Source organism: Mycobacterium sp. (assembly GCF_051006775.1).
GTDB lineage: Bacteria > Actinomycetota > Actinomycetes > Mycobacteriales > Mycobacteriaceae > Mycobacterium.
Map to the genome: position 1 here is coordinate 1 of NZ_JBPCSX010000173.1, position 12163 is coordinate 12163.

The window sequence follows — 12163 nt, forward strand, 5'->3', positions numbered from 1 at the left end:
CCCGGGCGGATCGTTGTGTCAGCGGGTCGCCCGAAGCAACCCCGTCAGCCACCGTCAGGCAGCCTCACCGGACGGCGCGTTGACATCCGCGGGAAGGGCGGCGCGAGCCACCTCGACCAGGGCGGTGAACGCCGCCGGATCGCTGATCGCGATCTCGGAGAGGTTCTTGCGGTCAACCTCGACACCGGCGGCCTTCAGCCCCTGAATCAAGCGGTTGTAGGTGATGTCGTTGGCGCGGGCGGCGGCGTTGATGCGGGTGATCCACAACTTGCGGAAGTCGCCCTTGCGGGCACGCCGGTCCCGGTAGGCGTAGGTCAGCGAATGCAGCTGCTGCTCTTTGGCTTTGCGGTAGAGCCGCGAGCGCTGGCCGCGGTAGCCCTTGGACGCCTTGAGGAGGGTCCGCCGCTTCTTCTGGGCATTAAGGGCGCGTTTTACGCGTGCCATGGTGTTCCTCTTCTCGTTTCGTTCTCGTCTCGGGTGCGGCTCTTAGCCGTTCAGCATCTTGTTGACACGCTTGGTGTCATTGGCGGCCACCTCGGTACGGCCGGAGAGCCGGCGGGTACGACGAGATGACTTGTGCTCGAGCAGATGTCGCGCGCCGGCCTTCTGGCGCACGATCTTGCCGGTGCCGGTCTTGCGGAAGCGCTTGCTGGCCCCGCTGTGGGTCTTGGCCTTAGGCATGGTTCCTCAGTCCTATCCGTGGTCTGTCCGTGTTGTCATTCGGTTGAAGCTTCGGCCTCGACAGCTGCCTCAACGGCAGCCTCGACGAGGGTTTCGGGCGCGGCTTCGGCGGCCGGAGCCCCGATCGTCTGCTGCGCCGCTTTGGCGCGAGTCTTCGCTCCGCGGTGCGGTGCCAGAACCATCGTCATATTGCGACCGTCCTGCTTGGCGGAGGTCTCGACGAAACCGTGGTCGGCGACGTCGGCCGCCAGCCGCTGCAACAGTCGATACCCGAGTTCGGGCCGGGACTGCTCGCGGCCGCGGAACATGATCGTCACCTTGACCTTCGACCCTGCTTCCAGGTAGCGAACGACGTGACCTTTCTTGGTCTCGTAATCGTGCGGGTCGATCTTGGGGCGAAGCTTCTGTTCCTTGACGACGGTCTGCTGCTGGTTCTTGCGGGACTCGCGCTCCTTGAGAGCCGTCTCGTACTTGAACTTGCCGTAGTCCATGATCTTGCAAACCGGGGGCCTGGCATCCGGGGCTACTTCGACGAGGTCGAGATCGGCATCCGCAGCGACGCGAAGAGCGTCTTCGATGCGCACGATGCCCACCTGCTCCCCGCCTGGACCTATGAGGCGGACCTCAGGTACGCGGATGCGCTCGTTGACGCGGGTCTCAGTGCTGATGGGGCCTCCCTGGTTCGGTGTACTCGGTGCGACCGTCACGGCCGGAAACCGGACTCGTTGCGCAGGGCACCACGCCACCAGCACTCTGCTTGGTTGAACAGAAGCGTTCAAGCCAGCAGAAAGGCCCTGCACGTAGCAGGGCCCAAGCCGACCGATCGCGGCGCGAACCGCCTGCGGTGACCGCAGAATGGATACCGAGGTATCCATGACCGGACCGCAGAACCTGAATCGGCCAGCGGTGGGAGTGGGACTCCACTTTTCGGTTCCGACCCGCAGGGGTCAGAACGTACTTACTTGTCCTGGCGTTAGCCCGGACGGTCGTACGTGGGAGTCTAGCAGCCATGTCGGATATCCCCGTCCCCGAGAACCCAAGCATCCGTGAGCTGGCCGATATCCCCGCGGGAGAGGTGATCAGCCGGTCCGCCGTGATGCTGATGAGCGCAGCCGCCGAGAAGCTGGGCCTGGCCCACCCCGACCCCGAGACCAGCGAATACCGCGATCTCGACGAGGCGCGGCGGCTGATAACCGCCCTGGCAGGCCTGATCACCGCCGCACGGCCTGATCTGGGGCCGCACGCCGGCCCGCTGATGGACGGGCTGCGATCCCTGCAGCTGGCGTTCCGCGAGGCCAGCGGCTTTCCGGACGATCCGGGGCAGGGACCGGGCGAGAAATACACCGGCCCGGTCCGCTGAGCAGGCGGATTTCTCTCCAATATCCTGACCGCCTATGACCGTGACGACGAGCCGCAGCCAGAGACAGTCACGGCTGCACTGGGTACCGGCGGCGGCCGGGTGGATCCTCGGCGTGATCGCGGGCGCGGCGCTGCTTTCCAGCGTGTCCACGACGATCCGTCACCTCACCCGGGTACCGCGACAGTTCGTCGACACCTACCTGTTCAACTTCCCGGATACCAGCTTCGCCTGGGCTTTCGCGCTGGCCATCATGGCCGGTGCCCTGGTGGCCCGCAAGCGGATCGCCTGGCTGGTGCTGGTCATCATGCTGGTTGTCGGTATCGGCTTCGACGTGGTTGCACTCAGCCAGCGGGACGGCACCCGCCTTGAAGACGTCGGCGAGTTTCTCGGCCTGACCTTCCATATCGCCGCGCTGGGTGCGCTGGTGCTGGCTTATGGCGAGTTCTGGGCCAAGGTGCGTCGCGGCGCGCTGTTCAAGGCCGCGGCGGTGCTGGTCGCGGGGAACGTGCTGGGCATCCTGCTGGCCTGGGGACTGCTGGAGGTGTTCCCCGGTTCGCTGCAGCGCGATTACCGGTTGGGCTACGCCGTCAACCGGGTCAGCGGATTCGCCGTCGCGACCCCCGATTTCTTCGCCGGCCGGCCGACCACCTTGCTCAATGCGTTGTTCGGTCTGTTCGGCGCGCTGGCGCTGATGGCCGCCGCGGTGGTGTTGTTCCAATCCCAGCGCGCGGAGAACGCACTGACCGGACAGGACGAGTCGGCGATCCGCGGACTGCTGGAGGTCTACGGCAAGAACGACTCGCTGGGCTATTTCTCCACTCGCCGGGATAAGTCGGTGGTCTTCGCCCCGAACGGGCGCGCCGCGATCACCTACCGGGTCGAGATCGGCGTGTGTCTGGCCAGCGGTGACCCGATCGGTGACCCGCAGGCATGGCAGCAGGCGATCACCGCGTGGCTCGGGCTGTGCCAGGAGTACGGCTGGGCCCCAGGGGTGATGGGTGCGAGTTCCGCGGCCGCCCAGGCCTTCCGGGACGCGGGACTGCACGCGCTTGAACTGGGCGACGAGGCCATCCTGTACCCGGACCGCTACCGGCTGTCCGGACCGGAGATGCGGGCGGTTCGCCAGGCGGTGACCCGGGCGCGGCGAGCCGGCCTGACGGTCCGGATGCGCCGGCATCGGGACTTCTCCGCCGAGGAGATGGCGCAGGTGGTCAAACGTGCTGACGCGTGGCGCGACACCGAGACCGAGCGCGGGTTCTCGATGGCGCTGGGCCGGTTGGGCGATCCGGCCGACGGCGATTGCCTGTTGGTGGAGGCCGTCAAGAATGAGCATGGGGCCGGCGAGAACGGCGGCGGCGAGGTGGTGGCGATGCTGTCGCTGGTGCCGTGGGGAAGCAGCGGGCTCTCGCTGGACCTGATGCGGCGCTCACCGCAGTCCCCCAACGGCACCATCGAATTGATGGTGACAGATCTGATGCAGAACGCGGAAAACATTGGCGTCAATCGTGTTTCGCTGAATTTCGCGATGTTCCGGTCGGCTTTCGAACAGGGCGCCCAACTCGGCGCCGGTCCGGTGGCCCGGCTGTGGCGCAAACTGCTGGTGTTCTTCTCCCGCTGGTGGCAGCTGGAGACGCTGTACCGCTCCAATATGAAGTACCTGCCCGAGTGGGTGCCGCGCTATGCATGTTACGACGACGCCCGGCTGATCCCCCGGGTCGGGATAGCTTCGGTGATCGCCGAGGGATTCCTGGTGTTGCCGTTCTCCCGGCGCAGCCGGCAGCACACCGGCCACCACCCCGCTGTCCCCCGGGAGTTGGCCGCGAGCGGACAGTTGCGTGCCGACGGCGGCACGCCCTCCGCCGACATGGTCACCGCCCTTGCCGACGAAGGAACCGAACTGCGGCTGCCGGAGCAGGTGCGCGTTCGGATGGCGAAGCTGAAGACCCTGCAGGACAGTGGAATCGATGCCTACCCGGTGGGGCGGGCACCCAGCCATACGGTGGCCCAGGCGCTGACCGCCCCGGATGACATCGCGGTGTCGGTGGCCGGCCGGGTACTGCGCACCCGGGACTACGGCGGAGTGACGTTCGCTCAACTGCGCGACTGGTCGGGCGATGTGCAACTGCTCCTGGAGAAGTCGCATCTCGATGACGGCGCGGCTGACTTCGCCGATGTTGATCTTGGTGATCTCATCGAGGCGACCGGCCGGATGGGCTACAGCAGGAACGGCACCCGATCACTTGTCGTGCAGCACTGGCGGATGCTGGGCAAGTGCCTTCGCCCGCTGCCGGATAAGCACAAGGGTCTGATCGATCCGGAGGCCCGGGTCCGCGCCCGCTACGTCGACCTGGCCATCAATCCGGCGGCGCGCGATCTGATCCGATCGCGCAGTGACATTCTGCGCTCGATCCGAGAGACGTTGTTCGCCAAGGGATTTCTCGAAGTCGAAACGCCCATACTGCAGCAGATCCACGGCGGCGCGAACGCCCGGCCGTTCCAGACCCATATCAACGCCTATGACCTGGATATGTATCTGCGGATCGCGCCCGAGCTCTACCTCAAACGGCTCTGCGTCGGCGGGGTGGAGCGCGTCTTCGAATTGGGCAGGGCCTTCCGCAATGAGGGCGTCGACTTCAGCCACAATCCCGAGTTCACCCTGCTGGAGGCATATCAGGCGCATGCCGACTATCTGACGTGGGTCGACGGCTGTCGCGAGCTCATTCAGAACGCGGCACTCGCCGCCAACGGCGCGATGGTGGTGATGCGTCCGGATGATTCCGTCACCGGCGGGGGCCTGCAGCCGGTGGACATCTCCGGGCAGTGGGCGGTCAAGACAGTCCACGACGCGGTATCGGAGGCTCTCGGCGAGCAGGTCGATCCCGACACCGATCTGAAGACCCTGCGCCGGCGCTGCGATGCGGTCGGGGTTCCGTACCTCACCCACTGGGATGCCGGCGCGGTCGTGCTCGAGCTCTACGAGCGGCTGGTCGAGGAGCACACCCTGGAGCCGACGTTCTATCTGGACTTCCCCGCATCGGTGTCACCGCTGACCCTCACGCACCGCGGCACCCGCGGGCTCGCGGAGCGCTGGGATCTGGTGGCCTGGGGGGTGGAGCTGGGCACCGCGTACAGCGAGTTGACCGACCCGGTCGAGCAGCGCCGGAGGCTGCAGCAGCAGTCCATGCTGGCCGCCGGCGGGGATCCGGAGGCGATGGAACTCGACGAGGATTTCCTGCAGGCGATGGAGTACGCCATGCCCCCGACCGGCGGGCTGGGCGTGGGAGTCGACCGGGTGGTCATGCTGATCACCGGACGCAGCATCCGGGAAACGCTGCCGTTTCCGCTGGCCAAGCCCCGCTGAGCGGCCCCCGCCACCCACTGGGGGCTCCGCTGAAACTAACGATTTGGGCATCCCCAGCGTGCCCCACAGCAAATTTTCAGAAAGCTCAGACACCATGGGAGGCGTGACGCCTTCAATGACGAGGGTCGCCGACTCGTTGCTGGCGAATCCGTTCGGACTCTTCGGTCAGCACATCTCCCTGATGCACGGCTGGGTGCCCGCCGCGATCCAGGCGCTTGCGGCGGTGACGCTGATTCTCGCCGTCGGCTGGCGAACTCGCCGCTGGAGGTTGTTGTGGGTGCCGCTGGCCGCGCTGTTCGGCGCATCACTGGCCTGGCTGACGCACTGGGTTATCAACTCCGAGGGGTTGTCCGGAGATCCGGCCCCGGGCCGGCTGTGGGTGTGGCTCACACTCACCGGTCTGGCGCTGGGCGTCACAGTCCTCGGCTGGCGGTCGGCGCACTGGTGGCGGCGCGCCGTGTCGGTTGCGACGGTTCCGCTGTGCGCGATATCAGCCGGACTGATGCTCAACCTCTGGGTCGGTTACTTCCCCACGGTGCAGACCGCCTGGGGCCAATTGACCAACGGCCCACTGCCCGGCGAGACCGACCGGGCCACCGTCGACAAGATGGTGGCCGCCCGGGCGGTTCCGGCCCGGGGCAAGGTGGTCGAGGTCAACATTCCCGCGACCGCATCGAATTTCAAGCACCGCGGTGAGCTGGTGTATCTGCCGCCCGCCTACTTCGCCAGCGATCCCCCGCCGCCGCTGCCGACAGTGATGATGATCGGCGGCCAGTTCAATACCGCGGCCGACTGGATCCGGGCCGCGGGTGCGGTGGCGACCATCGACGATTTCGCCGCCAAGCATGACGGCAACGCCCCGGTCTTCGTGTTCGCCGATTCCGGTGGTGCATTCAACTCCGACACCGGATGCGTCAACGGCCTCCGCGGCAATGCTGCCGACCACCTGACCAAGGATGTCGTGCCGTACATGCTGACCAACTTCGGCGTCAGCGATGATCCGGCGAATTGGGGCGTGGTGGGCTGGTCGACAGGAGGCACCTGCGCACTCAACCTCACGCTGAAATATCCCGAGCTGTTCAGCACCTTCGTCAACATCGACGGCGATATGGCCCCCAACGCCGGGACCAAGGCACAGACAATCGACCGACTGTTCGGCGGCGATGCGGCGGCCTACACCGAGTGGGATCCCGCCACAGTCATCGAAGAACACGGCGCCTACGAGGGCGTCGCGGGCTGGTTCGCGGTGTCCACACCGGCGGGTACCCGCACCACCGCACTCGCCGGCTCGGCACTGCCGGAGGTCTTGGCCGAGAACGTCGGGAACCTCGCAAGCACTCCCACCGTCGCCGCCCACACACTCTGCAAGCTGGCCAGCGAGAACGGAGTCGACTGCGCCGTGGTGCCCGAGATCGGCAAGCACGACTGGCCGTTCGCCGCCAAGGTGCTGACCACGTCGCTGCCGTGGCTGGCCTCCCAACTCGGCACCCCGGACGTTCCCGACGTCGGGCTACCCGGAACCCGCCCCGACGGTGTGACGATCGCTGCCTCTGGAGGACGATGAGACCCATGGCTGACGAACCCACGACGCCCGCACCCGTCACCCCCGACACCGGCTACACCGATGCCGGGGTGCCGACGCTGGAAGGCGTGCGCGAGAAGATCGAGAATCGCTACGGAACCGCGCTGGGCGCAACCGAACTGGCCGAGGAGACTCCTGAAGCGCGCACAGCCGCCAAGCAGTACGAGGAACACCAGAAGGCGGCCGCAGAAAAGCTCGAGGAGATCCGCGCCGCCATGCACCACAAGGACTAGACCCCGGCGAATATGACTTCAGGCGTCCGGATCAGACTGGCGAACCAGAGCGACGTCCCGGGCCTGCTGGCCCTGGAATCCAAGTACTACATCAACAATCTCGGCCCGGCCGGGCGCGCGAATGGTTTCATCTCGGTCCTGCACCCGTCGACCTGGTGGGACCGTGCCATCAGTGAGGGCGGCGTCCACGTCGCCGTCACCGGAGATGACGACGTGGCCGGGTTCATGACCGTCATCGCACCTCCGGCTCCCACCGAGCCGGGCCTTCCGGCAGTCCTGAAGGGATTGCTTGATCTCACGGAGACCCTGGAGGTGAACGGGACCCCGATCGCCCGGCAGCGATTCGCCGTTCACGGCCCGGTCTGCATCACCGAGGACGTGCGCGGACACGGCGTGTACTCGTCGCTGAACGAGGCCACCCGGAAGGCCTACCGGGATCGCTTCGACCTAGGGGTGCTGTTCGTCGCCGCGGATAACCCGCGGTCGCTGCATACGACCACCGCGAAGCTCGGTGCGCGGCCGCTGGCCGAGTTCGAAGCCGAAGGCCGGCGGTACCACTTCCTGGCCTTCGAGTTCTGATCTGGCCCTAGGCGCTGGCCTTACGCCCCGACGTTTTCCTGGGTGCGGTCTTCTTGGGCGCAGGCGCGTCGAGGAGGTTCCCCAGGAATGTTCCGGTGTAGCTCGCCGGGACAGCCGCGACATCCTCCGGCGTGCCCTCGGCCACCACCATTCCCCCGCCGGCGCCCCCTTCGGGCCCCATGTCGATGACCCAATCCGAGGTCTTGATGACGTCGAGGTTGTGTTCGATCACGATCACCGAATTGCCCTTGTCGACAAGACCGTTGATGACCTTGAGAAGTTTGCGGATGTCCTCGAAGTGCAGGCCGGTGGTCGGCTCGTCGAGGATGTAGACGGTGCGTCCGGTGGAACGCTTCTGCAACTCCGCCGCCAACTTCACCCGCTGGGCCTCGCCGCCGGAGAGCGTCGGCGCGGGCTGGCCCAACCGCACGTAACCCAGACCGACGTCGACCAGCGTCTTGAGGTAGCGGTGAATGCTGCTGATCGGCTCGAAGAACTCGGTTGCGTCCTCGATGGACATGTCGAGCACCTCGGAGATGGTCTTGCCCTTGTAGTGCACCTCGAGGGTCTCGCGGTTGTACCGGGCGCCCTGGCACACCTCGCACGGCACGTAGACGTCGGGCAGGAAGTTCATCTCGATCTTGATGGTGCCGTCGCCCGAACAGGCTTCGCAGCGGCCGCCTTTGACGTTGAACGAGAACCGGCCGGGCTGGTAGCCGCGGACCTTCGCCTCGGTGGTGGCGGCGAACAGCGTTCGGATCTTGTCGAAGACACCGGTGTAGGTGGCCGGGTTGGATCGCGGGGTTCGCCCGATCGGCGACTGGTCGACCCGGACCAGCTTGTCGACCTGATCGAGGCCGTTGATCCGGGTGTGCCGGCCGGGCACCTGGCGGGCGCCGTTGAGCTTGTTGGCCAGAACGGTGGCCAGGATGTCGTTGACCAACGTGGACTTCCCCGACCCGGACACCCCGGTGACCGCGCTGAGCACACCGAGCGGGAACGCCACGTCGATCTCGCGCAGGTTGTGCTCGCGGGCGCCGACCACCGTCAGCTGGCGCTTACGGTCCACCGGTCGGCGGATCGCCGGAACCTCGATGCTCTGCTTGCCGGCGAGGTAGGCCCCGGTGAGCGAGTTGGGGTTCGTGAGCAGATCCGCATACGTCCCGCTGTGCACCACCCGACCGCCGTGCTCACCGGCCGCCGGACCGATGTCGACCACCCAGTCGGCATGCGCGATGGTGTCCTCGTCGTGCTCGACGACGATGAGCGTGTTGCCCAGATCCCTTAGGCGGGTGAGGGTTTCGATGAGGCGACGATTATCACGCTGGTGCAGCCCGATGGACGGCTCATCGAGAACGTAGAGCACGCCGACCAGTCCGGAGCCGATCTGGGTGGCCAGCCGGATCCGCTGGGCTTCACCGCCGGAGAGTGTGCCCGCAGCCCGGGCCAGCGAAAGATAGTCCAGTCCGACGTCGAGCAGGAAGCCCAGCCGGGACTGCACCTCCTTGAGCACCTGGCCGGCGATGGCAGCCTCGCGGGTGCCCAGCGTCAGGTCGTTGAGGAAGGCCGAACAGTCGGCGATGGACAGCTCGCAGACCTCGGCGATGGACTTCTTCTTCGCGCCGGCGGCCAGGGTGACGGCCAGGATCTCCGGCTTGAGCCGGGTGCCATCGCATTCCGGGCACGGAATGTCCCGCATGAAACCCTCGTAGCGCTCCTTCATCTGTTCGGAGTCGGTCTGCTCCATTCGGCGCTGCAGGAAGGCCATCACGCCCTCGAACTCGGCGTGATAGGAGCGGGTGCGGCCGTAGCGGTTGCGGTAGCGGATGTGGACCTGTTCGTCGCAGCCCTCGAGAAGTGCCTTGCGTGCCTTGGCCGGAAGCTTGCGCCACGGGGTGTCGACATCGAACCCCATCAACTCCCCCAGCCCGGCCATCATCCGGATGAAGTAGTCGGCGTTGTGGCCCATGGACCAGGGCGCGATAGCCCCCTCGGACAGCGTCAGATCGCCGTCGGGCACAACCAGCTCGGGATCGACCTCCTTGCGGATGCCCAGACCACTGCATTCCGGGCAGGCGCCGTAGGGCGAGTTGAACGAAAAGGACCGTGGCTCAAGGTCATCCACCGCCAGCGGATGGCCGTTGGGGCAGGCCAGCTTCTCGGAGAAGCGTTGTTCACGATGCGGGTCGTGCTCATCGCGATCGACGAAGTCCAGCACCACGATCCCGTCAGCGAGACCCAGCGCGGTTTCCACCGAGTCGGTGAGTCGCTGTTTAGCGCTGGTCTTGACCGTCAGCCGGTCGACCACCACCTCGATATCGTGCTTCTCCTGCTTCTTGAGCGTGGGCGGCTCGGTCAGCGGATACACCACACCGTCGACCCGAACCCGGCTGTAGCCCTGCGTGTTCAGCTTGTCGAAGAGGTCGACGAACTCCCCCTTGCGGGTGCGCACCACCGGTGCGAGCACCTGGAACTTGGTGCCCTCCGGCATGGCGAGCACCTGATCGACGATCTGCTGCGGCGTCTGCCGCGCGATGTGCTCGCCACACACCGGACAGTGCGGGGTGCCGGCCCGGGCGTAGAGCAGGCGCAGATAGTCGTAGACCTCGGTGATGGTGCCGACGGTGGAGCGCGGGTTGCGGTTGGTGGACTTCTGGTCGATGGATACCGCCGGGGACAGACCCTCGATGAAGTCGACGTCGGGCTTGTCCATCTGCCCGAGGAACTGGCGGGCGTAGGCGCTCAGCGACTCCACGTAGCGGCGCTGTCCCTCGGCGAAGATGGTGTCGAAGGCCAGCGAGGACTTGCCCGAGCCGGACATTCCGGTGAAAACGATCAGGGCGTCCCGTGGAAGGTCGAGGTCGACGCTGCGGAGGTTGTGCTCGCGCGCACCCTTGACGATCAACCGGTCAGCCACGCGCCCATGCTATGTGCCGGTGCCGACGGTCAGTAACGTGGCCTTCATGACTGCAGTGAACGACACCTACACCGGCCATGTGGAGACCCGGACGGCGGCCAGACGGACCCTGCCCGGGGTCAGCATCATCAAGACCTCGGTGGGCCCGATGGATAACAACGCCTATCTCATCACCTGCGCGAAGACCGGCGAATCGGTGCTGATCGACGCCGCCAACGACGCCGACCTGTTGGTGAGCCTGCTGCGCTCGCATGCCCCGAAGCTGGAGATGATCGTCACCACCCATCAGCACCCCGACCACTGGCTGGCATTGGAGGCGGTGGCCGAGGCCACGGGAGCGCCGACCGCCGCGCACCAACTCGATGCCGAGCCGCTGCCGGTCATGCCCGACCGGTTCCTGGCCGGCGGCGACGCGATCGTGATCGGCGACCTGACCTTCGACGTGATCCACTTGCGCGGCCACACCCCGGGCTCGGTGGCGCTGGCGCTGCGGCCTGCCGGTGACCGCAAGGCAGTGCAACTGTTCACCGGGGACTGCCTGTTCCCCGGTGGGGTTGGCAAGACCTGGGAGCCGGGCGCGTTCGACGAGTTACTGGGCGACGTCAGCAGCCAGTTGTTCGGCGTCTACGGCGATGACACCGTTGTGTACCCCGGCCACGGTGATGACACCACGCTTGGCGCTGAACGCCCGCACCTGGCAGAGTGGCGCGAACGCGGCTGGTGACGCTGGCTGTCGGGCCTAAACAACCGGTTCAAAGTCAGGCAGGCTGAAACTCTTGTCGAAGAACGGTTGCAACGGCGCGTAGAGACGGAAGTAGACGAACCAGCCGTCGTCTCCGACGGTCTTCATGTAGTTCTTCTCGAAGCCCTCAGGGGCTTTCGCGCCGACATACAGGTCGACGCTGCCGTCCGAGTTGTAGGTGAGGTCGGGCAGTCTGCTGTCCAGGTTTGCGCTGCGGATGTCGGAACCGCCGTTGTCATAGGCACGACGGGTGTTCTCGCTGTACAGCGTCAGTGCCCAAAATTGTCCGACCGGAACGTCTTTGGGCACCCGTAGCCGGTAGGCCTTGTCCGCGCGTAGGAGGTTGCCATCGCTGTCCCGTTTAGTCGTCATGTACACCTGGCCCGCGCCGACCGTGGGGTTGATCATGCCTGCGCTGGAACCCACCGCCTCATAGAACCAGGTGACGCGCTCATCAAGCTCTACGCGGGTCTCGGTCTCTTGCTCCAATGAGAAGTCGAAGCTCTTGTACCAGGATGTGCTCGGCCAATACGGCTCGGCAAAGCGCGGATTTACCTGGAGGTTGCGCGCCATCAACTCGCCCATCGCCGCACCCTTGAGCAGGATTGCCTGCTGGCGCGCGTCGGGGTCGAACGCCTTACCCGTTTCGATGCCCAGCGGCACCAGCATCGCCATCCACGCCTTGTCCACCGCACGGACAGGCTCCTC

The 12163-nt window shown here is 66.2% G+C and carries 10 protein-coding genes and 1 pseudogene; 6 read left to right on the plus strand and 5 right to left on the minus strand.

Annotated features, from left to right (window positions below; translation table 11 throughout):
* Window positions 1-54: 54 nt before the first annotated feature.
* The 3 genes and pseudogenes from rplT to infC all read right to left on the minus strand — a co-directional run.
* Window positions 55-444: a 50S ribosomal protein L20 gene (rplT, locus tag ACR2JI_RS12510; RefSeq protein ID WP_526390395.1), complete on the minus strand. Its 390-nt coding sequence runs from the start codon at window positions 442-444 to the stop codon at window positions 55-57.
* A gap of 42 nt (window positions 445-486) precedes the next feature.
* On the minus strand, window positions 487-681 hold the full coding sequence (gene rpmI, locus ACR2JI_RS12515; protein ID WP_526390396.1) for a 50S ribosomal protein L35: 195 nt from the start codon (window positions 679-681) through the stop codon (window positions 487-489).
* 73 nt (window positions 682-754) lie between these two features.
* Window positions 755-1349, minus strand: a pseudogene (gene infC, locus ACR2JI_RS12520) (translation initiation factor IF-3); the annotation flags it as partial.
* Window positions 1350-1690: 341 nt separating this feature from the next.
* On the opposite strand from infC, the gene ACR2JI_RS12525 reads away from it, so the two are divergent.
* From ACR2JI_RS12525 to ACR2JI_RS12545, 5 genes are all read left to right on the plus strand, one after another.
* A complete protein-coding gene (locus tag ACR2JI_RS12525) occupies window positions 1691-2041 on the plus strand; it encodes a DUF1844 domain-containing protein (protein WP_526390397.1) in 351 nt (116 codons plus the stop codon).
* A 34-nt stretch (window positions 2042-2075) separates the two neighbouring features.
* Window positions 2076-5402, plus strand: coding sequence for a bifunctional lysylphosphatidylglycerol synthetase/lysine--tRNA ligase LysX (gene lysX / locus ACR2JI_RS12530; RefSeq protein ID WP_526390398.1), 3327 nt, complete (start codon window positions 2076-2078; stop codon window positions 5400-5402).
* 115 nt (window positions 5403-5517) lie between these two features.
* A complete protein-coding gene (locus tag ACR2JI_RS12535; protein ID WP_526390404.1) occupies window positions 5518-6966 on the plus strand; it encodes an alpha/beta hydrolase in 1449 nt (482 codons plus the stop codon).
* Window positions 6967-6971: 5 nt separating this feature from the next.
* Complete coding sequence (locus ACR2JI_RS12540; RefSeq protein WP_526390399.1) at window positions 6972-7217, plus strand: hypothetical protein; 246 nt, start codon at window positions 6972-6974, stop codon at window positions 7215-7217.
* 12 nt (window positions 7218-7229) lie between these two features.
* Window positions 7230-7796 carry a hypothetical protein gene (locus tag ACR2JI_RS12545; RefSeq protein WP_526390400.1) on the plus strand — a complete coding sequence of 189 codons (567 nt, stop codon included), beginning with the start codon at window positions 7230-7232 and terminating at the stop codon, window positions 7794-7796.
* Window positions 7797-7803: 7 nt separating this feature from the next.
* On the opposite strand, the gene uvrA is transcribed toward ACR2JI_RS12545, so the two are convergent.
* Window positions 7804-10713, minus strand: a complete 2910-nt coding sequence (gene uvrA / locus ACR2JI_RS12550; RefSeq protein WP_526390401.1) for an excinuclease ABC subunit UvrA — start codon at window positions 10711-10713, stop codon at window positions 7804-7806.
* Between the two features lie 46 nt (window positions 10714-10759).
* Between uvrA and ACR2JI_RS12555 the strand changes: the two genes are divergently transcribed.
* Entirely contained in the window at window positions 10760-11437 is a 678-nt protein-coding gene (locus tag ACR2JI_RS12555; protein ID WP_526390402.1) for an MBL fold metallo-hydrolase, read from the plus strand.
* A 15-nt stretch (window positions 11438-11452) separates the two neighbouring features.
* Here the strand turns inward: ACR2JI_RS12555 and ACR2JI_RS12560 are convergent.
* Window positions 11453-12163 (minus strand): DUF1214 domain-containing protein (locus ACR2JI_RS12560; RefSeq protein ID WP_526390403.1); only part of this gene is annotated, 711 nt, incomplete at its 5' end.

Coding starts and splice junctions, on each gene's coding strand:
- ACR2JI_RS12545 (WP_526390400.1), top strand. CDS start 7,230: ATGACTTCAGGCGTCCGGATCAGACTGGCGAACCAGAGCGACGTCCCG.
- rpmI (WP_526390396.1), bottom strand. CDS start 681: ATGCCTAAGGCCAAGACCCACAGCGGGGCCAGCAAGCGCTTCCGCAAG.
- ACR2JI_RS12525 (WP_526390397.1), top strand. CDS start 1,691: ATGTCGGATATCCCCGTCCCCGAGAACCCAAGCATCCGTGAGCTGGCC.
- ACR2JI_RS12540 (WP_526390399.1), top strand. CDS start 6,972: ATGGCTGACGAACCCACGACGCCCGCACCCGTCACCCCCGACACCGGC.
- lysX (WP_526390398.1), top strand. CDS start 2,076: ATGACCGTGACGACGAGCCGCAGCCAGAGACAGTCACGGCTGCACTGG.
- ACR2JI_RS12535 (WP_526390404.1), top strand. CDS start 5,518: ATGACGAGGGTCGCCGACTCGTTGCTGGCGAATCCGTTCGGACTCTTC.
- rplT (WP_526390395.1), bottom strand. CDS start 444: ATGGCACGCGTAAAACGCGCCCTTAATGCCCAGAAGAAGCGGCGGACC.
- ACR2JI_RS12555 (WP_526390402.1), top strand. CDS start 10,760: ATGACTGCAGTGAACGACACCTACACCGGCCATGTGGAGACCCGGACG.